The 23,451-nt window shown below is 46.2% G+C and carries 16 protein-coding genes; 12 read left to right on the forward strand and 4 right to left on the reverse strand.

Features of this window, described 5'->3' with window-relative positions:
• Positions 1-37: 37 nt before the first annotated feature.
• The 6 genes from mocA to C9J01_RS19455 all read left to right on the forward strand — a co-directional run bounded on the left by mocA (position 38) and on the right by C9J01_RS19455 (position 9,100).
• Positions 38-628 carry a molybdenum cofactor cytidylyltransferase gene (mocA, locus tag C9J01_RS19430; RefSeq protein WP_107299797.1) on the forward strand — a complete coding sequence of 197 codons (591 nt, stop codon included), beginning with the start codon at positions 38-40 and terminating at the stop codon, positions 626-628.
• Between the two features lie 449 nt (positions 629-1,077).
• On the forward strand, positions 1,078-4,194 hold the full coding sequence (ygfK, locus tag C9J01_RS19435) for a putative selenate reductase subunit YgfK (protein WP_107299798.1): 3,117 nt from the start codon (positions 1,078-1,080) through the stop codon (positions 4,192-4,194).
• Positions 4,195-4,208: 14 nt separating this feature from the next.
• Positions 4,209-5,537 (forward strand): putative aminohydrolase SsnA, encoded by a 1,329-nt coding sequence (gene ssnA / locus C9J01_RS19440; RefSeq protein WP_107299799.1) that lies wholly within the window; start codon positions 4,209-4,211, stop codon positions 5,535-5,537.
• 14 nt (positions 5,538-5,551) lie between these two features.
• Positions 5,552-7,768: a xanthine dehydrogenase family protein molybdopterin-binding subunit gene (locus C9J01_RS19445; protein WP_107299800.1), complete on the forward strand. Its 2,217-nt coding sequence runs from the start codon at positions 5,552-5,554 to the stop codon at positions 7,766-7,768.
• Positions 7,758-8,228, forward strand: a complete 471-nt coding sequence (locus tag C9J01_RS19450) for a (2Fe-2S)-binding protein (protein ID WP_107299801.1) — start codon at positions 7,758-7,760, stop codon at positions 8,226-8,228. The genes C9J01_RS19445 and C9J01_RS19450 overlap by 11 nt, the downstream gene beginning before the upstream one ends.
• Positions 8,222-9,100, forward strand: a complete 879-nt coding sequence (locus tag C9J01_RS19455; protein WP_107299802.1) for an FAD binding domain-containing protein — start codon at positions 8,222-8,224, stop codon at positions 9,098-9,100. The genes C9J01_RS19450 and C9J01_RS19455 overlap by 7 nt, the downstream gene beginning before the upstream one ends.
• 109 nt (positions 9,101-9,209) lie before the next feature.
• On the opposite strand, the gene C9J01_RS19460 is transcribed toward C9J01_RS19455, so the two are convergent.
• Positions 9,210-9,743, reverse strand: coding sequence for an RICIN domain-containing protein (locus tag C9J01_RS19460; RefSeq protein WP_107299803.1), 534 nt, complete (start codon positions 9,741-9,743; stop codon positions 9,210-9,212).
• A gap of 292 nt (positions 9,744-10,035) precedes the next feature.
• Here C9J01_RS19460 and C9J01_RS19465 point away from each other — a divergent pair, with 292 nt between their 5' ends.
• Positions 10,036-11,250, forward strand: coding sequence for an Lcl C-terminal domain-containing protein (locus C9J01_RS19465; RefSeq protein WP_237157015.1), 1,215 nt, complete (start codon positions 10,036-10,038; stop codon positions 11,248-11,250).
• A 96-nt stretch (positions 11,251-11,346) separates the two neighbouring features.
• Entirely contained in the window at positions 11,347-12,354 is a 1,008-nt protein-coding gene (locus tag C9J01_RS19470; RefSeq protein WP_107299805.1) for a LacI family DNA-binding transcriptional regulator, read from the forward strand.
• 98 nt (positions 12,355-12,452) lie between these two features.
• Here C9J01_RS19470 and C9J01_RS19475 read toward each other — a convergent pair whose 3' ends face one another.
• Positions 12,453-14,219, reverse strand: coding sequence for a sodium:solute symporter family protein (locus tag C9J01_RS19475; protein WP_107299806.1), 1,767 nt, complete (start codon positions 14,217-14,219; stop codon positions 12,453-12,455).
• Positions 14,220-14,325: 106 nt separating this feature from the next.
• A complete protein-coding gene (gene manD / locus C9J01_RS19480) occupies positions 14,326-15,546 on the reverse strand; it encodes a D-mannonate dehydratase ManD (protein ID WP_272898731.1) in 1,221 nt (406 codons plus the stop codon).
• Positions 15,547-16,114: 568 nt separating this feature from the next.
• Between manD and C9J01_RS19485 the strand changes: the two genes are divergently transcribed.
• Positions 16,115-16,768: a helix-turn-helix domain-containing protein gene (locus C9J01_RS19485; RefSeq protein ID WP_107299808.1), complete on the forward strand. Its 654-nt coding sequence runs from the start codon at positions 16,115-16,117 to the stop codon at positions 16,766-16,768.
• A gap of 560 nt (positions 16,769-17,328) precedes the next feature.
• Complete coding sequence (locus C9J01_RS19490; RefSeq protein ID WP_107299809.1) at positions 17,329-19,998, forward strand: Ig-like domain-containing protein; 2,670 nt, start codon at positions 17,329-17,331, stop codon at positions 19,996-19,998.
• A 289-nt stretch (positions 19,999-20,287) separates the two neighbouring features.
• Here the strand turns inward: C9J01_RS19490 and C9J01_RS19495 are convergent, their stop codons facing one another.
• Complete coding sequence (locus tag C9J01_RS19495) at positions 20,288-21,178, reverse strand: LysR family transcriptional regulator (RefSeq protein WP_158264573.1); 891 nt, start codon at positions 21,176-21,178, stop codon at positions 20,288-20,290.
• Between the two features lie 116 nt (positions 21,179-21,294).
• Here C9J01_RS19495 and C9J01_RS19500 point away from each other — a divergent pair, with 116 nt between their 5' ends.
• Both C9J01_RS19500 and C9J01_RS19505 read left to right on the forward strand, forming a co-directional pair.
• Positions 21,295-22,596 carry a serine hydrolase domain-containing protein gene (locus C9J01_RS19500; protein WP_107299811.1) on the forward strand — a complete coding sequence of 434 codons (1,302 nt, stop codon included), beginning with the start codon at positions 21,295-21,297 and terminating at the stop codon, positions 22,594-22,596.
• A gap of 62 nt (positions 22,597-22,658) precedes the next feature.
• Positions 22,659-23,405 (forward strand): hypothetical protein, encoded by a 747-nt coding sequence (locus C9J01_RS19505; protein ID WP_107299812.1) that lies wholly within the window; start codon positions 22,659-22,661, stop codon positions 23,403-23,405.
• The last annotated feature ends 46 nt before the right edge of the window (positions 23,406-23,451 follow it).

Raw genomic sequence — 23,451 nt, forward strand, 5'->3', positions numbered from 1 at the left:
GACCACCATAAATATCAATAAAGGAGTATGTTCAGTGATGGATAAATCGTTACGTCCCGAACGCTTGGATTGCGTTATGCCTGCAGCGGGCCTGTCTTCAAGGATGGGGGACTGGAAACTCATGCTACCTTACCAGCAGTACACAATCCTTGATGCAAGTATCGAAAATGCGCTCTCATTTTGTCGTCGGGTTATTTTGGTCGTTGGTTATCGTGGAGCAGAACTTATTGAAAAATATAAAGATGATCCAAGGGTCAAGATAGTCGTCAACGAAGATTATAAGGCTGGTATGTTTAGTTCAATCCAGCAGGGAGTCCGCCATGTAGAGAGCGACTATTTCTTTATTACCCATGGTGATATGCCTTGCGTTCCGCCGCATATTTTCCGTGAGGTATGGTTTGAAAGAGGCGGCTGCACGGTTTTTCCCGGTACTGCCGTAAAGCCAGGGCATCCGGTGTTGATCCCTTGCCGACTGAAGAACATGGTGCTCAATGCCAATATTCATGCGTCGATGAAGAAGATTATCTTCCGCTATCCGGTGAAGTACTTGGGGTTGGACTGTGACGAAATATATTTAGATGTCGATACACCGCAAGCTTATGAAGAGTTGCGTGCAGTGTCACAATAGTGCTATCAACTTGATAGCTGATAATAGGCTTATTATCAATCTGATATTGAGATTACATTTTTCTCACATTTTCCATTTTATTTTTATCATATAGTTATTTTCTCATGGTCGATAATTTCTATCATAATAGTTGATATCAAACTGATAGCTTTTTATTAATATGATAGCAATTTCCTTCTAATCAATAATCATCCTCATTTGGCGTGAATTATTGTTTGAGCTTTTCTTGTTCTCTATAAATTTGTTTGTTTGTCACCTGTCACAAAAAGCAGTGAACTTTCGACTTTGCTCACGAAATTCATTAATAAAACCGCAGGTTTTGGCGGGGCTGAAAAAGTTTGGCTCAGTAGTTGCTCTTTAGCCATTAACTAATTTTCAAACTATTAGCCCTACACATTGCGCAAATTAATGTGCCTAGAAGAACAAGAAAAGCATCAAGGAGATCTATCATGGGAGATATCATGCGCCCCGTTCCGTTCGGTGAGCTACTTAACCGAATGTTTAGTGAATACAAGCAGAGCAAATCTATCTTCGGTATTCCAGAGAAGCAGTTCTACCGCAAAGCAAGCAAAGAATCACTGGCGGTTTGGGGAGAGTATTGTGAAACCCCTGTTGGTCCTGCCGCTGGCCCACACACCCAGTTAGCCCAGAATATCATTACCTCTTGGCTTGCAGGCGGCCGCTTTATGGAGCTGAAAACAGTCCAGAAGCTTGATCAGCTGGAGATTGCCAAACCGTGTATCGATGCTGAGGATGAGTGTTTCAATACCGAATGGTCGACAGAATTCACCCTGCTTAAAGCTTATGATGAATACCTTAAAGCGTGGATTGCCCTCCACTTGCTAGAAGAAGTGTTCGCGCCAAGAACCGATGGCGAAGCTAAGTCTTTCATCTTTAACATGAGTGTCGGCTACGATCTGTCAGGGATCCAAACACCGCCGATGCAGAAATACATTCACGATATGCTCGACTCTAGCGAGCACCCAAGTTTCCATGCCTACATCAGCGAGCTGAAAACCTTTATCCAGGATCCTGAGTTCATTCGCGAATACCAGCTTGAAGATAGAGTGGATCATCTCAATGCTATGGTCGAAGCGATCCCTGCCCAGCTTACCCGTGGTGTGACACTATCCACCATGCACGGTTGCCCTCCACACGAAATCGAAGCTATCTGCCGTTACATGATTGAAGACAAGGGTATCAATACCTTTGTTAAGCTAAACCCAACCCTATTGGGCTTTGAGCGTGTGCGCGGCATCCTCGACAATGCAGGCTTTGATTATGTGGCACTGAGCGAAGAGTCTTTCAGCCACGACCTGCAAATCAATGATGCCAAAGCTATGCTGCACCGCTTGGTAGACTTGGGTAAAGAGAAGGGCATTGGCTTTGGTGTTAAACTTACCAACACCCTAGGGACTATCAACAAGAAAGGCCGCCTCCCAGACAAAGAAATGTACATGTCTGGCCGTGCATTGTTCCCGCTTTCAATTAATGTCGCTCTGGAACTGTCCCGCGAATTCAATGGTACCTTGCCTATTTCTTATTCGGGCGGTGCGAGCAAATTCAACATCAAAGAGATCTTCGACGCAGGTATCCGTCCTATCACCATGGCAACGGATCTGCTTAAGCCGGGTGGTTACCTTCGCCTGTCTGATTGTGCCAAAGAGCTAGAAGGCAGCGATGAGTGGGGCATGGGCAAAGTGGACTTGGTCAAGCTAGAAGCGTTGGCAGCGAAGTCGCTTGATGCCGAATACGTCCAGAAAGAGTGGCGTGGACCTGAAGAAATCAGTGTGAAGAAAGCGGTTCCGCTGACCGACTGTTATGTTGCCCCTTGTGTCACAGCCTGTCCGATCAGTCAGGATATTCCTGAGTACATCCGTCTGATGGGTGAGCACAAGTACACCGAAGCGCTTGAAGTGATTTATGCGCGCAACGCCTTGCCTTCTATCACAGGCCATATCTGTGATCACCAGTGCCAGTACAACTGTACCCGTCGTGACTACGAAGGGGCGTTGAATATCCGTGAAATGAAGAAAATCGCCCTCGCCAAAGGTTGGGATGAGTACAAAGCCAAGTGGCATGAGCCAAGCCTAGATACAGCCAAACATCCTGTGGCGGTGATTGGTGCCGGTCCTGCTGGTTTATCTGCAGCTTACTTCATGGCACGTGCTGGCCATCCGGTGACGGTGTTTGAGAAAGAGAAAAACGCTGGTGGGGTAGTGAAAAACATTATTCCTCAGTTCCGTATTCCAGCCGAGGCCATTGAGCACGATATCCAGTTTGTCAGGGATCACGGCGTCAATATCGAATACGGCTGCAACCCGGATCTGACCGTCGATGTGCTCAAGCAGAGCGGCTTCAAGTATGTCTGTTTGGGCATAGGTGCTGATAAAGGCAACCCAATCTCATTGGCGGGTGATAACACCAATATCTACAAGTCATTGGAATTCCTACGCAGCTTCAATGACGGCGAAGAACTCAAGCTTGGCAAACACGTTGCGGTTGTCGGTGCCGGTAACACCGCAATGGACAGTGCCCGCGCTGCATTGAAAGTGGATGGCGTTGAGAAGGTCACTATCCTGTACCGCCGTACTATCGCGGAAATGCCAGCTTACAAGGAAGAGTACGAAGAAGCTGTGGAAGATGGCGTTCAGTTCATGTTCCTAACCAACCCAGAGCAGTTCGATGCCGATGGCAAACTGACCGCGCGCGTGATGGAGTTGGGTGAACCTGATGAGAAAGGCCGTCGCCGTCCTGTCGCAACAGATATGACTGTTGATCTTCAGGTTGATGCCTTGATTACGGCTGTCGGTGAGCAGTCCAACTGCGATGTCCTCTCCCGAATGGGTATCCCTATGGGCGAAGATGGCTGGCCGGTTGTTGACCGTGAAAGCTGTGAGACTGCGGTAGAGAATGTGTTCTTGATGGGTGATGCCCACACCGGCCCTTCATCAATCGTATCGGCAATTTCTGGTGGTCGTAAGGCGGCAACCACTATCTTGGCCCGTGAAGCACAGGCCGATGAGCAGCTTGAAGCGAAATCCGATGTTAGGGTAGAGGCAGTATATGCCCGTAAGGGTGATATTCAGGTCAAGCTGATTGAAGCCAACAAGCTGGAAGAAGCAGACCGCGAGCAATTTATCGAGCAGGAAGCAAAACGTTGTCTGGAATGTTCTTACATCTGTAGCAAGTGTGTGGATGTGTGTCCGAACCGTGCCAACATTTCGCTGCCAATTCCGGGCTTCCGTGACCAGTTCCAGACCCTACACCTCGATGCGTACTGTAACGAGTGTGGTAACTGTGCCCAGTTCTGCCCATGGGACAGCAAGCCGTACAAAGACAAGTTCACGCTGTTCAACCTGCGTGAAGACTTTACCAACAGCACCAATGCCGGTTTCTTCGTCGAAGGTGATGAAGTACTGGTCCGTAGCCAAAGTGAGATTTATTCCTTCCGGATTAATGAGCAGGGCAATGTGGACATGCCAGAGTCGCTCGCTGATGAAGCGACGATTATTAACTATGTCATGGCTAACCACAGCTACCTGCTTGGCAAAGTAGATGTTTAGTGAGGAGCCAGGGAATGTTAGTACTCAGAAACGCAACAGCAGTGCAGTTTGAGCCTGCACTGATCAAAGAAGGCGTCGATATTGTTATCGATGGTGACAAAATCAAGGAAGTTGGCGCCAATTTGGCCGCCAACTACCCAGATGCCCAAGTCAAAGACATGAAGGGCAAGATGGTGATGCCGGGTATTGTCTGCTCTCACAACCACTTCTACTCCGGGCTGGCACGCGGGATCATGGCCGATATCAAGCCAAGTCCTGACTTCATCTCGATACTGAAGAACCTGTGGTGGCGGATGGACAGGGCATTGGATGAAGAAGCCTTGTACTACAGCGGTCTTATATGTTCGCTGGAAGCCATCAAGTGCGGTTGTTCATCGGTGATTGACCATCATGCCTCGCCGAACTATATCGCCGGCTCGCTTAATACACTACGCAAAGGCTTCCTAAAAGCCGGTCTGCGTGGCATGACTTGTTTCGAGACCACGGACCGTAACCACGGCATGAAAGAGATGGTGGCAGGCGTCGAGGAAAATATCGCGTTTGCCCAGTTGATTGACCGTGCCAAGGAAAACGGCGAAGAACCTTACTTGGTTGAAGCCCATATCGGTGCCCATGCACCGTTTACGGTGAGCAATGACGGTTTGGCGATGATGGCCGAAGCGGTACAGGCAACCGGACGTGGTATCCATGTTCACGTAGCTGAAGATCGCTATGACGTGACCCACAGCCACCATCATTACAGCCAGGATATTGTCGAGCGCTTGGACAGCTTCGGCTTGATCAACGAGAAAACCCTTTTGGCACACGGCTTGTTCTTGTCAGAAAAAGACATCGCCATCCTCAACGCCAAAAACGGTTTCTTGGTCCACAATGCCCGTTCGAATATGAACAACAACGTGGGCTACAACGACAAACTGACCCGCTTCCAGAACGTGGCATTGGGTACGGATGGTATCGGCGCAGACATGTTCGAAGAGCTCAAGTTCGCCTTCTTCAAGCATCGTGATGCAGGCGGTCCATTATGGCCAGACAGCTTCCTGCGCCACCTGTGGAACGGTAACGAAATTCTTGCCCGTAACTTCGGCGCGAAATTCGGTCGCCTGGATGCAGGTAACAAGGCCGACCTGACCATACTGGATTACACCAGTCCGACACCGCTGGTGGCAGACAACCTACCGGGCCATATTGCCTTTGGTTTCAATGCCGGTAACGTTAATAGCGTAGTGGTTGAAGGTCGCTTCGTTTACGAAAACCGTGAGTTCCCATTCGATGTGGCACCAATTTACGCAGAGGCGCGCAAGGTAGCGATGCGTTTATGGCAAACCATGGATAAATTGGACTAATGTGAGATCCCGTTATGGATACGGTCAATACGCACTTCAAGTGGGAGGAAGCCACAGGAGCTGCGAAATATATTGCCGATCGCCATTACGAGGGACTATTAGAAGGGCGGTTTTACCGCTCTTCTTGCCCTCGCGGGCGGATCAAATCGGTAACACTTCCAACCTTGCCTGACGGCTACCATATCTTCGGCGCTAATGATGTCCCCGGACAAAATGTCCTGCCGATCGTTGAGATCGACTGGCCAGCTTTCGCCGATCAAGAAGTACGGTTTGTCGGTCAGGTGATCTTCTTGGTTGTCGGGCCTGATCCTGATGTTGTTGACGAGTTGCTTGGCGAGATCGCCATCGAATACGACGCCCTGGAGCCAGCCTATACGATTGAACAATCCAAAGCGCTAAAGGACGGCGCAATCCATGCTGATGACAACGTGCTAGATACCCATATGCTGCACAAAGGGGATATCGACGCAGGTTTTGCCAAGGCTGTCACCATAATCGAAGAGACCTGCTCGACCGGTTACCAGGAGCACATTTACCTCGAGACCCAAGGTGCCGTTTGCTATCCACAAGATGGCAAAGTGGTGCTGGAAGGCTCGATGCAATGCCCTTGGTATGTCCACCACACCATGGCGGTCGTACTCGGCCATGACAACGTTAGGGCAATCCAGTGTCCGACTGGTGGTGGCTTCGGCGGTAAGGAAGACTTTCCCGATGTGCTGGCAGCGCCTCTGGCAGTAGCCGTTGAGAGGTTGCAACAGCCAGTCAGGATCATTTTCGAGCGTGGCGAAGATATTGCTACCACCTCAAAACGTCACCCTGTCACTTTTCACTATAAAACCGGTGTCGATGCCGACGGCAAGATTGTTGCCATGGATATCAAGTTCGATGTCAATGCCGGGGCCTACCTGAGCCTGTCTGGCATTGTGCTGCAACGCTCTATCACAACCGCAACCAATGTGTATGACATTCCCAACGTCAGGGTTGAAGGGCATGCGTGGGCGACCAATACCGTACCGACTGGCGCGTTCCGTGGTTTTGGTTCGCCGCAGAACTGCTTCTGTATGGAAACCCATATCCACCATGTGGCCAAGAAGATAGGTGCCGATCCGGTAGCGTTCAAGCAGCAGCACTTCTTGACCTCTGACTCCCATTCTTTGACCGGGGCGGAGATATTCGGTGAGCTGGTTCTCGAAGAGATACTGCAAAAAGTGCTCGATATGTCGGGATATGAGCGAAAATTCGACGAATTTAATCGGCTAAACCAGAACCCAAGTCAACCTGAGTGTTTGGAAATACGTAAAGGGATTGGCCTAGCGGTATTCCAGCATGGTTGTGGGTTTGCCGGAGACTTGGAAGATACTCTTGTCAGGGCCAAGGTCAAATTGCTCAAAGATGCTGAGGACAAGGTCCAGATATTGGCCTCTAATACCGACATTGGCCAAGGTTTGAGCCTAACGTTCCGTAAGATTGTGGCCGATACCCTAGAAAAGCCACTTGATGATATCCAAATAGCCGTACCAGATACTGGGGTTGTGCCTGATTCCGGCCCAACGGTCGCTTCCCGCTCGATTCTGATTGTCGGTTACATCCTCGAAAAAGCAGCGAAAAAGCTTAAAAAATCTTGGATTGACGGTGAAGCGCAGGAGTTGGAAGAGGTTTACTGCAAACCGGATTATCACCAGTGGGATCAAAATACCTACCAAGGCAATGCCTATCAGGCGACCAGCTACGGCGCTAACGTGGTCGAGGTTGAGGTCGATATGGCAACAGGTGAAGCGGAAATTACTGGCGCTTGGGCCGTGTATGACATTGGTAAAGCCATCGACGGCACCATATTCAGGGGCCAGATTGAAGGCGGCTTGGTACAGGCGCTGGGATACGGCAGTTGCGAGAAGCTGGAGATGACCCAAGATGGCGTTTTTGCCCAGCGTTCGATGGCCGATTATGTGATCCCAACGGCACTCGATGTACCGGCTATCGGTAGCGATCTTGTCGACAACCCTTACCCATATGGGCCTAACGGTGCCAAAGGTGGTGGTGAATTGACCCACAACGGCGGGGCTGCAGCCTTTGTTGCAGCGGTTGAAAATGCCATTGGTGTGCCTTTGTCATCCATTCCGGCAACACCGGAGAAGATATGTGAGGCTTTAGCCAGTCGCTCGGCTGAGCTGAATGGGTCTGGCCTAGATGGATCGGGCCCTGGTAATGGAGCGCCGAAGTATGAAGATTGAATTCTATCTCAATAGCCACCTTGTCGTTGTCGACGTAGATCCGATGCAGTCTTTGCTCCACACCCTGCGCGGCACCATGAACCATACCGCAACCAAAGAAGGCTGCGGGGAAGGGGAGTGCGGAGCTTGCTCCGTGCTATTCAACAACCGCTTGGTCAACGCCTGTATGATGCCTATCGGCCAGGTGCAAGGCGGTGATGTAATGACTCTGGAAGGGCTGCGCCAGACTGAAAAAGGTCAATGCGTGATTAACGCGTTGCTCGAGGCCAAGGGGGTTCAGTGCGGGTTCTGTACGCCGGGTATGGTGCTGGCACTCTATGCCTTGCTGGAAGTCGACCCTAACCCGACAGAGCAGGCTATCCGCACCGCGATTTCCGGCAATCTTTGTCGCTGTACCGGATACGGCATGATAGTCGAAGCGGCCAAGATTGCGGCCCAGAAAGGAGAAGGCTTATGGTAAATGTCTATCGGCCTGAAACACTGGCGCAGGCATTGGATACCCTGTCGATGGGCAAGCTGACAGTATTTTCCGGTGGTACGGACTTGATGGTACAGCATGGTGTCAGGGCAGGGATGTCACCAAAGTTCGAGCAAGATGTATTGTTCGTTGATGCCATTGATGAGTTGCAGTACATTGCATCTGATGAGCAGCAAGAGCAAGCCTTGTACATCGGAGCCGGGGTGGTGTTGGCAGATATCGAGCAGCACCCGTTGGTGCCTTCGGTACTTCGCCAGAGCGTTGCCAAAATTGCCGCACCAGCGTTGCGTAACCGCGCTACGCTTGCAGGCAATATCTGTAATGCCTCGCCAGCTGCTGACTCTTTGCCAGCCTTGTATGTGCTCGATGCCCGTGTGGTGTTGTCATCTATACGCGGGCAGCGGGAAATGCCATTGGAAGATTTTATCATGGCACCAAGGGTGACCGCCCTTAAGCCCGATGAAATGCTCACCCACATTGTGATACCGCAGCATGACTTGCCTGAGGAGTTCTACCACAAGGTCGGCACCCGGGCTGCTAATGCCCTGAGCAAGTTATCGGTGGCAGGTATGGCCCGTATCAAACGCTACCCCAAGAAAGCCCCTGTCCTCGAAGAGTGGCGGGTCGCCTTTGGCGCAGTCGGCCCAACGGTGGTGCGCAGCCGCGAGCTGGAATCCTTGGTCGTCGGCCAATCTTTGCAAACATTGGCCAAGTCCGGCTTTATTGAACAGGTCGTTGGCTGTTACCGTGAAATCATCCGCCCAATCGATGATCAGCGCTCAACTGCCGCCTACCGCCAGCAAGCCTCGCTTAATCTCTTAACCCGATGGCTCGAGGAGTTATCAAGGCGCTAACAGACTTACTCCCTTACTTGTATTTACTTTGTTACCTTTTGGTTGGGGCCGCAAGGCCCCTTTTTTTTTGGTTGAGTTCCAAACTCGCTTTTACCCTTTCCTTATTGCGCTATTCATTTTTACGACCATACCATTCTTGAAAGTGGGCTCTTTCAGCACTGCATTGTTGTAAGGTTAAGGTTTTTATTTGGTGATCGGATGTACCACCTCGGCCCCGCTTAGTAGTGAGCCCCGAGGATAGGCATAAGTTACGATTTGTTATTGGACGAATTAACCCCTCAACTGTTAACTCAATTTGCTGAAGCTCACTGTCATTGCATTTATTGAGGTTTAGTTGAGCGCCAACAGATATAGCACTAAATTCTGCGCACAGACCAAAATGGGGGAGGTAAAACTGATTGTGGGCGAGTTTCTTTGAGTCAAATACTTGATCAATGCCTAAATCACCACGGTAGCTATAACACGTATGGGACTGTAGTGGTTTATCAATGGTAGCATTTTCGCCCTGTCCAACCATATCTAAGCAATAGCTACTCAAAAAACCATCAAGTTGATGTTTTTGTGCGATTTCCACATTTTGTGCCATTGCGATTGGTAGGCTGGATGTGAACGTAATCGACAATGCCAAAAGTAGGCGATTCATACTGATTCCCTATACCAATTACTTCGGAGTTATTATTCATTACCTTACAAAGCAAAAAGCATAGTTTAGATCTCTCCCCTAGTCATGCCGATATGTTCAAAGACGTTTTGCCCTATTTACTGATTAGGGATTTTAGGTATCGCAATATCGTGTTGTCCTATTTACCTTTAACCCCGCCTTAACCTTGCTATGGTTAACATAAGAGCCTTACTGATACCTTGTTTTCGTATTTGGTAAATCCAAAATGAAACTATCATCGATTCATATATCTGAACCATTAAAGGTACTTTATATGCCAAATATTTTAAAATCATCATTATTGGTTGGGATAATTTTCTCATTGGTTAACCTTGCCTATTCTAAACAAGATGCACCATTGCTACCAGATACTGGCCAAACAGCTCAATATGATACTAACGGGAAGCCCTTAGCTGTCTCAGAAAGCACCTTATATACAGGTCAAGATGCCTCAATAAATAGTAATCCTTTGAGATATCAAGATAATGGTGATGGGACAGTTACTGACTTGAATACAGGCTTAATGTGGCAGAAATCTCATGATACGACCAAACGTAACCTAGCTGACTCAGTTGCTGTTGTTGAGGCCATGACCTTAGGTGGACATGAGGATTGGCGACTACCAACGATTAAAGAACTATATTCATTAGCTGACTTTGACGGTGAGTTAATGAAACCCGAAAGTGGAAAAGAAAGCCGCCCATATATTGATACAGAATACTTTGAATTCCAGTATGACAAGAGAGTTCCATTTGCCGGCGCATTTTGGTCTAGCACGGTTTATAACAAAGGGGGAGTGCAAAACTTTACAATCCATGGAGGCCTTGAGGGAGGTTTTGGGTTTAACTTTGCTGATGGCCATATAAAATCATACGAAACAGGTAAGTTTGTCGATGGGACTGTTATTCAAAAGTCGGATAACATGTTTGTTCCAGGTAACTATGTTCGCGCTGTGCGAAATACTACGACGCTATATGATATGGAATATATTGACAACCAAGATGGCACCGTTACAGACAAATCGACAAATTTGATGTGGGCGAAGAGTGATAGTGGCAAGCGTATGAACTGGGTTGAGGCTCTGGAATTTGCCAATAACTCTACGCTTGCTGGATATAGTGATTGGCGTCTACCAAATGCAAAAGAACTTCAATCATTGGTTGATTATGAGAAGAAAGACTTACCTGCTATTAATACAAAGTATTTTAATGTGACTTTAACTCAGTTTAAATCACAACAAGATTCATATTATTTTTGGACGAGTACAACCCAAGGTGACTTTAAACATACTGCAGTCTATATTGCATTTGGGCAAGCATGGAGCAAGAAAAACTCAGACTCTACAGATTACTATGACTGGCACGGCGCTGGTGCGCAACGCAGTGACCCCAAAAGTGGTTCACCTTCAGAATATGAGCTCGCTTCTGAAATGGCAACAGACTATATCTCGATTGATAACTGGGTTCGTTTGGTTCGAGATGCTAAGTAATTAACCTTGTTTGTAAACCGATTTACTTGTGCTCATTTAGGGGCTTAGCTATGATGTAGCGCAGTAAATTACACCCGAAAATGACTCGAGTATTGTATGAAGAAGGTACGCATAGTCGATGTTGCGACCCATGCGGGAGTGTCTAAAAGCACTGTGTCACAATATCTTAATGGCCGTTACAGCCATATGTCAGAAGAGACAAAACAAAAGATTAAGGCCTCTATCGCTGAGTTGAACTATGTGCCCAACCCTATAGCACGTAGCTTGAAAGCTGAGAAAACCCACACCATTGGCGTAGTGGTGCGTGATATCACAGGTTACAACACCAGTCGGGTATTGAGAGGGATCGATGATTACTGCAAGAAGCATAATTACAACGTCTTGATCTACAACAGTGATTTCGATGCTGCTGCAGAAAAGGGGGCGCTTCAGTCTCTAAAGCAACTTTGCGTTGACGGTATAATCATTACATCTTCAGGCCACAACTCCGAACTGATCAATGAACTGATGGGGGCAGGAATGCCTGTGGTTCAGTTTCAACTCGAGTACCCTAACTGCCGAAGCCATATCGTTACCTCGGATTACCAAAACGCTGCATTTCAGGCGACCGAGCATTTGATCAAACTCGGTCATAAGCGTATCTGTTTTATGGCGCAGGAGTTTACCAATAGTTATTCACGTCGCGAGCGATACCAAGGGTATCTTGATGCGCTTAATAAGCATGGAATCGAAGCCGACGACGCACTACTGCATTTTTGGCAACGCGAGAGCAGCTTTGCTAAAGACCCGGTAGAGTTACTAAAAACAGATAACCCGCCGACAGCGATATTCAGTCAGCATTTGGCTATTACGACTGACTTGTTGAAGGCTTACCACAACGCTGATATTGCTATACCAGAGCAGGTTTCGATCATCGGTTTTGATGAGATCCCTATGGTTGAACTATTCAAAGTACCCGTTTCGGTCATCAAGCAGGATTCCTACCAAATAGGGCATGAGACGGCCAAGCTTGCCATTCAGGCAATAAAAGGTCAGTTAGACAGCCCCAAGCATACGGTCGTGGACTGTGAGTTTATCGAGCGACAGTCAACTTGCGCGATATGAGCTGCGGATAACGTAACAATAGTAACTTCGACAAAATCAAAAAAGGTCACCTATTCCTAGGTGACCTTAATTTTAGCGTGTGTAATACCAAGTTTGATTTAACTCTGCGTTACAGTCGCCCTGTCAGTTTGCTGCAATGATTTGCGTTTTAACATCCAGCCAATAGCAAACACAGCCAAGGCACAAAGTAAGAATACTAACCGTCCCCAGAGTGGGTTAGGGATCAGCATCATCGCCAACAGTCCAATCCCCATCGTCATCACCATCGAGCCCAACTTATGACGCTGTTCAGCATCCACTTGGTCATAGCCTTCTTCTGAAACGATTGGTGTCTCGATATCCGTAAAGAAGTTTTCGGTTTCTTGCTTTATCACATCTTTCTCTTCGCGGTAGAACAGTGAAGAACCGATAAAGAAGCTTGAGGTGATCAACAGGTGTGCTGCAATTGTTGCGGCAATTCGGATCTCGCTTGCTTCACGGCGGGTTAGTTCCTCAATGCCGAACCAACCGGCAATCATATCAGCGCTGATAACGTTGCTCATCATCCAGGAGACAACCATACCTACCAAGACAGTCGCCCATGGTGCCCAGCTAGGCGTACGCTTGATTAGCATACCGAAGAAGAGCGGGATCAGCAGCGGTACCTGCAACATAGTAGAAACCGACATCATCAGCTCGAACAAACTCATATCTTTCAGAGAGCTAAAGAACAGCGCTACGAAGATAACAAGAATGCCGCTCGCCATACTCATCACCTTACCGACATGCAATAGGTGGGTATCGCTCATCTGCTTACCTTTACCAAAATATGGTTGGTAGAGGCTGCGGACAAAAATACCAGAGTTACGGTTTAGCGCTGAGTCCATCGTCGACATCGTGGCAGCAAACAGACCGGCTAACAGCAGACCGACAGTACCGACAGGCATGGTATTCTTCGCCATAACGAGGTAGACCGCATCTGCAGCTTTTGCACCCAGTTGCGGATACTCAGCAGTGGCGTCAGGGTAGAGGATTGCTGCAGCCCATGGCGGAATAAACCAGATGATACTACCAAGGCCCATTAGTACTGTTGCCAGTAGCGCGGCTTTACGTGCATGAGAGGAATCCTTGGCGTTTAGGAAGCGATAGGAATCCTGCATGTTGTTGATGCTTTGCAGCTGTTTGACCACAAAGAAAAAGAACGCACACACCAGTAGCAATGGGTAGTTCATCTCTGGCCCCATCACAAAGCTAGTCGGGAACTCGGTCACTATAGTCGAAGGACCACCCACAGCAATCAGTGCCACAATTGCACAAGCGACAGAGACAATCGCAACTACCAAAGTTTGGATAAAGTCTGAGGCAACGACACCCCAAGCCCCGGAAATCACCGAGACTAATAGCACTGCCAGTCCCGTCACTACAATAGTGGTATAGAGGTCTGAGTTAAAAACTGCGCTGGCAAAAACACCGAGGGCATTTAGTGATACCCCAGCATTAATAAAACTGAAGATAATCAGGGTCCAAGAGAAGAACTTCTCGTTGTGGGTGCCGAAGCGACGGCGTACACCTTCAGTCGGAGTATCGACCCGCATCTGGCGGAAACGGTGCGAGAAGTAGAGGTAGCCGACAAAATAGGCGATGGCGTTGGCAAGGAAGACCATAGTAACGGTAAAACCATCATTGAACGCCTTACCTGCAGCACCGGTAAAGGTCCAGGCCGAAAACTGGGTCATAAAGGCGGTTGAGCCTACCATCCACCACAGCATTTTACCGCCGCCTCGGAAGTAGTCACTGGTAGAACGGTTAGCGAGTCGTTTAAACGCAAAGCCAATGCCAACAATCAGGGCAAAATAGCCGAGGATCACAAGGTATTCATATATCATCTGTCTAACTTTCCTAATGGGGTACAGTCAGGGCTAATTTTCTGCCTGCTCTCCGGCAGGCAGATCAATTAACAAGTCAGTTGTTTCACTTAGATAAATGCTGGTATCACCAGTGCCACAGAGTGCCATCTTCCAGACGACTCACCGGTAGGTATGAACGTTTGTATTCATGCTTAGCAGCTTCTTCTTCATCGAACTCAACCCCAAGTCCTGGCGCGTCGCTGACCATGATCATGCCGTTTTCGAGCTTCATCTCGTGCTTGAAGATCTTCTGTGAAGCCTCGTTACCAAAGCCAACAAACTCTTGGACGCCGTAGTTGTGCGTTGAAATATTGAGATGCATATGTGCCGCAAAACAGATAGGCGACAAGTCAGGTGCACCGTGCGGAGCAGTGCGAACATTGTAGATAGCAGCAAAGTCAGCGATTTTTTTCATACCTGTGATCCCGCCTGCATGAGTGGCAGCTGCGCGGATGTAGTCGATCAGTTGATTTTGAATCAAGTCTTTGCAATCCCAGATGGTATTGTAGGTCTCACCGAGTGCTAGAGGCGTCGTTGTATGGTGGCGAATCAACTTGTAGTTATCCTGGTTCTCAGCAATTGAGGCATCTTCTAGGAACAACAGGTTGTAGGGTTCCAGCATTTTACCCAGTTTCGCTGACTCAATCGGCGTTAAGCGGCTGTGAACATCGTGGCAGAACTGGGCGCGGTTACCGAAACGCTCTTTCGCTTTGGCAAATAGCTCTGGCACCAGTTCAAAGTACTTAGGGGTTGACCATTCCTGCTCTGGTGGCAGTGGGCGGTTTCCTTGTAGCTCAAAGTAATCTTTACGATCACCCAGCACACCGTAGGTCTCGCTAAGGCCAGGGATCGCTGTCTGTAGTCGGATCGCCTTAAAGCCCTGTTCAATATACTTCTCTGCAATATCGAGCGTATCTTCAATGGTTTCGCCGTTTGCGTGGGCATAAAGCGTAACACCAGTTCGGCATTTGCCGCCGAGAAGTTGGTATACCGGAAGGTTCGCAACCTTACCTTTAATGTCCCAAAGAGCCATATCAATCGCTGCGATGGCAGCCATGGTAATTGGACCTCGACGCCAGTACACGCCCATGTAGAGGTACTGCCAGATGTCTTCAATCTGGTGAGGGTCACGCCCGATTAAACAAGGTCTTACATGCTCCTCTAGATAGCTGGCCACTGCCATTTCACGGCCATTTACCGTAGCGTCCCCGAGACCATAGACCCCCTCGTCAGTGATCACTTTAACCGTAACAAAGTTGCGGCCAGGGTTGGTTACATACACTTTAATGTCTTCAATTTTCATCATTGCTCTCCGTAAATCGGGGAAGCGCCACTTGGTGAACGCTTTAGTAAATCGGTTTGGTAAATCGGTTTACTAATTATGTTCGACGATCATATGGGTAAAAGTCAAACCGGTAAGTGAGATCTAAACGACACTTTTGAAATGATCTCGAAGATCAGGGGAAGAAAGACTGGAAAAGAGGGTGGGGGTGGAAAGGGGAAATACTGGCCAAGTTTGGCTTAATTTATTAACAAGATGGATCGAGCAGTTATTAAGGAACTAATGATTCAATGCTCTCACTTGTAATTTTGATTTCTCCTTTTGTCGGGGCTGCTAACTTGTTTTTGCCCCTTTCCGTGCTGGCAACTAGAAAGAAATCCTTCTCGGTTGTCTAAATCACCTTTGCCCCATTCTGAATTTGCACAAGTCGAGTTCGCACTCTGACTATTTACCGTATGATTTAGTTTTGTTCATATCAGATACGAGACCCAAAAATGGGGGGGCAACTAAAATTAGCCTCAAATGGCTAAATTTGAATATTTAGCTAACTATGGCTAAATTGGCTCAGGCATTATTTGATTAGGTAGCTAAGATGGCTCAACAGTACAACAACCCTCTAGGGGTAATAGTTGGAGATATAGTCAACTCCACTCAGCTGGAACCGAAAGATTTCGAGCAAGTAATGGAAACAATTAGCAGCATCCAAAAATTTATCAATGCCGAGTTTTCCGATAACTCACATGCATTACATCGTGGTGATGAGTTCCAATCTGTGATTTTTAACTACGAGCAAACGCTGCTTTACGTCATTATGTACAGGCTCGCTATCAAGGCACTTGGTAAACAATTTGACTGCAGAGTGAGTTTTGCTGTGGCAAGAGGGGCGGAATTAAGGGAGTCGGTCGGTCAATCAATGGGCGAGGCATTTACGATTTCTGGCCGAGCACTAGGTGGTATGAGAGGCGAAAGATTAGTTTATAGAAGTGATTCAGCCTATCATGAAGAACGTATGTTACTACTAATCAGATACTTAGACAGTCAGATAGTGGGATTAACTCCTCGACAATGCGAAATAATTCTTCCATTGATTAAACGCTTTGGAAGACTCTCATATTCACAACTGGCAGAAGATTTACACATTTCGAACGCAACAGTAAGTAAAGCCCTAAAGGCTGCTGGTTGGAGTTTAATGAAAGGTGTTATCGTTGAATTCAAAAAAACGATAACGGAAATATATAAAGTTTGAGCTTTACAGAGCTTTGAGGTTAACAAACCAAGCGACTCCTTCAAATACAGCCATAGAAAAGGTTTGCGTAACACATCTTTGCCCCAAAGTGTGTTTCAGCTTCCCAATTGAACACGTAACTATAACTTCCTTTGACCTACATTTCATAATGCTAGCAGTCCCCCAAAAGGCTAACTAGTGTCTACTGAGTTAGTGGCTATTCACTGTGCTAATTCGTTCTTACTTAATTTAGTAAAATCACTAACACAAAGATGTTCAGGGAAGTGTTTCAACTAAAGGCGTCACATGCCTTTACCCCGAAATGAAGTGTGATTCTCAACTCATGTTATTTAGGTCATATTAAAATGGTATTTACAAACTGTGTCGTAATTTTACCTACTATGAAATATGATTTTGAACTTTAGTTCGAGTGCTGACTTTCATATTAAGATGAATGATACTGCGGAGATAGGCATTGGTTATGTAATCAATACTATCGTATCGATAAAAATAATTTGATGTCGTACAGAATAGTTGCACATCTATAATCTCGACTTTATTAAAAGCAGATTAAACAACAAATGATTTTTCAACGTTCTTGTCTAGTTGCAACTCTGTCGATTCTACTTTCAGGTTGTGGCGGTGGTGACTCCGATAGTTCACCGCAACGGCCGTCAATTCCGCCCACAACAAGTTGTCCAGACGGTAGTTGTCTAGAAGATGATGAGTTTACCAATCCTAGTTTGCCTATGGTTCCGGTTGAACCGCCAACTATACCGCCAACAACAAATTGTCCAGATGGTAGTTGTTTAGAAGATGATGGGTTTACTAACCCTAGTTTGCCTATGGTTCCGGTTGAACCGCCAACTATACCGCCAACAACAAGTTGTCCAGATGGTAGTTGTTTAGAAGATGATGGGTTTACTAACCCTAGTTTGCCTATGGTTCCGGTTGAACCGCCAACTATACCGCCAACAACAAGTTGTCCAGATGGTAGTTGTCTAGAAGATGATGGGTTTACCAACCCAAACTTACCTACAATTCCAGACTTTACCATTATTGGCGCAGACAAGGCCTATGCGGCTAATTCACCAGTAGCGTTGAAGGTTAGTTATGGTGAAGAGGATGTATACTCCATTTCCTACTTGTGGACTCAAGTTTCAGGTATGCCAGTATCAATTCAAGCCCCTGATTTACAAGAGGTCAATTTCGTAGTGCCTGTCAATATTGTCGAGGCACAAGAACTAGTCTTTCACTTAGAACTAACCTCTGAACATAGTGAACGCTCTGAGACGACTAAGATTGCTGTTTATTCACCTCTTACCATCACTCCAATCGATATGCCAATAACCGCACTTGGTGATCAAGTTCAGATAATGATATCAGGAGGTAACGACAGTGCCCTGCACTTTAGTAGTTCAGACAGCGAGATTGCAACAATTGACACTGATGGGTTACTTACACCCTTAAGCCCAGGTCAAGTAACCATTAAGGTCACGCAGGCCGCGCTAGGTTTACTACCAACATTAAGTGATGAGATTTCTCTGGTTATTGGCGATGCTGAAGATACGACCGTGTATCTTGATATTCCTGTTGAAGTAACTAATGAGACTAACACAGGCTCTTACTACAATGTGCCAACAATGAGTGAAGATAAGGACACAAGCTTTACTACATATGCGAGGGCTATTTTTGGTGATGAAGAACGTAATGCGGAGTTAAGAAAAGTTGATGGTATTTGGAAAGGCACACTGCAACAAATGCCCGCCGACACACCAATTAACTTAACGACGCATAGCTTAGATTTCGCAGGTCAAGAAATCTACCAGCAATCTCGAGAGCTTATTTTGGCTGAGGGGGAAACACAACCTCTTACTATACAGCAACAAGCTGTAGAGCCTGAAAACATTGTTACAGTACCAATCGACCGCTGTGAAAACTATATAGATGATAAAGGCAATATTTATCCGATAATACAAAGAGAAAGTATCAACAGTGATGGCATGATGCTTCATGTTTGGGGCTACACAAAAGGTGGACAATTTACTCGCCACCACGACTGTCAACCCGCGTATATTGAATACTACCCATCAGGAAATCTGGAAAGTGAATATTACTATTTACATGGCGTAAATCATAATAATGGCGAGATTTCATCTAGCCATTATCTTGATGCTGTTAATGAATTAGGCGATCCAATCAAGAGCTTGGAGTACAGACATGATCAGCATGGGAATTATGTAATCTTAGATGATCAACCTTCAGTATATCAGTACTATCCTAGTGGTAGAATTCGAGTAAAAGCTTGGAAAGCTGGAGCAGATTACGTCTCTGCACGAAATTTTGGTCCAGATTCTATCACCTACTCGGATACACCTGAGTCATTCTATAGCAGTTTAATATGGCATGATGCTGAACAAAATCGTGAAAAACAGTCAGTTTTTAATGATGATGGTACCGTTCAGTGGTGTAAATATATTGACCCGTTAACCAATGCAGAAATGCATTACAATGATTGCCAACTCACTGACCAGTTTGGCCAAGTAATTAAAAATGAGGCGGAATTAGATAGACAATATGGTATTGATACAAATGACGAACCTATCATTGAGCCTATCAACGAATGCACTCATTTTATCGATATAGATGGTGCTGTTTACCCTATTCAGTCGCAGATTAGCAGTTCTGGATATGTGACTACTGGTTATTACAAGGATGAACAATACATCTATCACAACCAATGTAAACCAGCAATGACTCGATTTTATGATTCAGGCAATCCTGAACATGCTTGGACATTCCGCCAAGGCTTGAACACTAACCCTGATGGCTATACTTCATTCGCTTATTATGACCGTCTAGATAGCAATGGTGAGCCATTACTTAAAATGGAATCCAAAATAGAAGATGAGCTTTACGTTATCGTAGATGACCAACCATCAGTGATTAAGTACTTCATTAATGGTGATATTCAGTACCAGTCTTGGATGAAGACTAATGTACAAGGTGACTGGGTATATGGACGTGATGCAGGCCCTGACATTATCAATTACGGCTATGGAGTGAATGGACAATACCAGCAAAAAGGTCTTTATTGGTACAACGAAGTTGGTGATATTTTAAAACGTAAATACTTTGATGAATCTGGGCAAGTTGATTTTTGCCATTATTACGAGTCAGGTGAAGAGCCAAAGTTCGATGACGCTTGTTTTAATGAGACTGAACTTGATATTGAATACCAAATCAAGTAAGTGCTAATTTAACTAAAGATATGGACATTGAATATTTTTTTGTGTCCATTTTCTTTGCCCGCAAAGCACTGTGTTAGTTCGCTCAATTTTATTTGTGCTAATGAGGTTGTGAAAAGTTGGATTAAATACACTAGCTAACTTCTGTCCAGAGCCTTCACATTTGATACACCCTAAGTCAGAAGTGCCCCGTTGTGTTTTAATTAGATTTGTCATTAGCAGGGAGTAAGGTTTGCGATGATTTATTTTTGTAATCAATACGATTGCCTCTACAAAATGCCATTGCACACTATTAAGTCAAGAGCTCACGGCAACTCTCTCTGATCAACTGCATACATTTTTTTATCGTCGGGTTAGACTCAAAGGCAAATGAATATAATAGGGCGAGACTAGTTTGGTAATCGTGTACCAAATCGGAGACCTTTATTCGACTAATAAGCCCCTGCTGCTCATAGATTTTTGCATCTAAATGATTAATTACCGCCCAGCCTCGATTGCCTAGTAATCTTACCGTCAAGTCCACACTATTGACTTCATGATATTGATTTGAGACCTGCATGGTTCTTTCTCCAGTAATAAACACATTACTGCTGACAAGTTGCGGGTGTTCAGATAAATCCTGGATAGATACTTGTTCACTACCATTCAAAGAGGAAGTTGGGTGTACGTAAACACCGTAACCGCAACTGCCCATCCTGAAAGCCCCTATTTTCTCTGGAGGTGAGACGTCGCGTAATGTTGGCATCATAGCAAAATGAGCAAGCCCTTTTTCCAACAATGTTGATGCATGTTCTCTATCACGCTGCAGCCACCTTAGGGTGAGATGAGGAAACACTTCACTGATTCGTTGGTCGACATCGGCTAACAATTGACTTGGCACTTGGATGTCATAGCAAAGCGTCAATTGAGTCAGAGCAACTTGCTGGATAGAAAAAGCCACCGATTCAAAATCTTGTGCCTGTTTAACCAAATGGCGAGCCCGTGGATAGAGGTGGCTTGCAAAGTGGGTAGGCTGTGCTTTTTTACCCTGGATTGAAAATAGGGCCTCACCCAAGACATCTTCCAGAGCCAATACATGCTCTCTTACCGTGGTGCGATCTTTGTCTATGGCTCGAGCGGCTGCACTGTAACTTCCTTCCTCATACACTGCGCGAAAGCAATTGACTTGTTCGAACGTGATCATGATCTCTCCCAAAACACAAGATGAACGTATATCCCCATCATTATGCGATGGATATAAAAAATGAGCCACCCTAAACTGCATTTCGTGAACACACTATCACCAATAAAGGCTATGAAATGAAAAAAGCAATGATAAGCAGCCTAATCGGCTTGAGCCTCTTCTCTGGAGCTGCAATGGCTGTCATGGACACCATTCCTGCTTCGCCTGAAAAGCAGGCGACCAAAGGAACTTGGACTCAGGCGCCTTACAATAAGTGGACATTCCGTAATATGGGTCTACACCCGAGCGTGATGGTACCCCGCGACGGCGATATCGTTGCTATCCCGGAAGCGCTGGATCCGAAGCTTGCCGAGCTCGAATTTGACTACCAAGGTAAAACTTACACTGTACGTGACGCCATGATTGGGGATCACACTGACGGCTATATCATCGTTCACAACGGTAAGGTTTTGCACGAAGAGTACTTTGGCGAGTTCACGGAAAAAGACCACCATATGTGGGCTTCAAGCACAAAATCCCTAACCGGTCAGGCCTTGGGCCTTCTCGTTGAGCAGGGAAAAGTAGACGTCAACGCCAAGGTTGACACTTACATCGAGGAGCTAAAAGGCACTCATTTCGGTCAGCGCACTGTCCGAGAAGTGCTGAACATGGTAACGGCTCTGAACTACAGCGAAGATTATGTGAACATGGAGCCGGGTGATTTCAGCACCGAGTACTTCCGTCGTCTGGGCTTCGTTGCGGCCTTTGATTTGGAAGCCATCGACCCGACTAAAGATGACACTCCTCGTGGCTTACTGGAGTTCGCTCCATTCTTTACTCAAAACCCAGATCTGCAGCCATCTTACAAGTATGAGTACCACTCTCCGAACGTGGACGTAATCGGTTGGATCATCAGCCGAGTTTCCGGTCAGCCGCTGCAGACTTTTATTGCTGAGAACATTTGGAGCAAGCTGGGTGCTGAGCATGATGCCTTTATGATGGCAGATATGACCTTTGTCGCTGTCGCAACTGGCGGTATGAATACGACACTGCGCGACTTTGCACGTGTGGGTATGGCTATGGCCAACAACGGTAAGTATAACGGTGAACAAGTATTTTCTGAGGATTGGGTTAAAGACACCTTTGCCTTGACCGAAGAGGAGAAACTGCACACTGCTCGCAGCGATTATCGAGTTGATGAAAATAGCCCGGTGTACGATCAATGGTTGGAAGGTTACAAGAATTACTTATGGGTACACGACAGCGAAAAAGGTATTGGTAGCTTCCGCGGTGTATTCGGTCAGAACTTGTACATCAACCAAGAGAAGAACCTGGTAATTGCCACCTTCTCCTCAACACCGAGTGCGTCTAATGCTGCACGTGAAACCAATCGCCCACGTATGGCTGCCTTCGAAGCGGTTGCGAACTATATCAAGTAATTCATAAGGCTGGGCAAGTGCACCCAGCCATCATTAGAAAGTTAAAATATAGAATAAATAATATGGTAAGAAAAATTTGTGTATTAGGGGCTTTCCTATGCACTAACGCCTATGCCGAAGAGGTTATCGATCCTTCTGATTTAACCAAAGTTTATACACAAGCCGCTGTATTTGTTAACTCAGATGCAGATATCAGAACGGCTGGAATGATGACTGGTGCCTGGAGTGAAAATATTCAGTTTGCTGGTTTTATCGAAGCTAATTGGGGAGAGTTAAACTCAGATAAAGCAGATAAATTTTCATTGGATTACAAAAGTAGTCGAACGCAATATTTTCAAGTTCATGCTATGGGTGACCAGAAAGGTATATTTCCAAGAGTGGGGTTGAGCTTTGATTATATTCATCAAAAAGTGCCAAATGCTAAAGATGCTCACCTGTTATCTGTCGGAACAATCGGTGTATTAAACCCAACCTATACAAACGGGAAATTTATGTTGTTCCCCAATGTTGCCTATGCAGTTGGTGATATTTCAGGAGAACAAGTAGATGGTGTAATGTTGAATTTATTCGCGACCATTCCAGTTTCAGATTCTGGAGCTTTTATTCAAGCATGGCCTGAATATTTTAGTGTCTCAGGTGATAATGTGAATCTGAACTCTATGACTTACAACTTAATGCTAAATGCACCATTGAAACAAGACAGAACCCAGTGGTTAATGACTAAGCTTGAGTATAACAGTATTGATATGAATGGTTTTAAGGCTGATGGTGAATTAACGCTAGAAGTTGGCGTTAAGTGGTTTTTCTAATTAAAACAACAAGCTAGATAATCAATTTATATTGTCGAAATTGCTT

Source organism: Photobacterium rosenbergii (assembly GCF_003026455.1).
In the GTDB taxonomy this organism is placed as follows: Bacteria; Pseudomonadota; Gammaproteobacteria; order Enterobacterales; family Vibrionaceae; genus Photobacterium; species Photobacterium rosenbergii.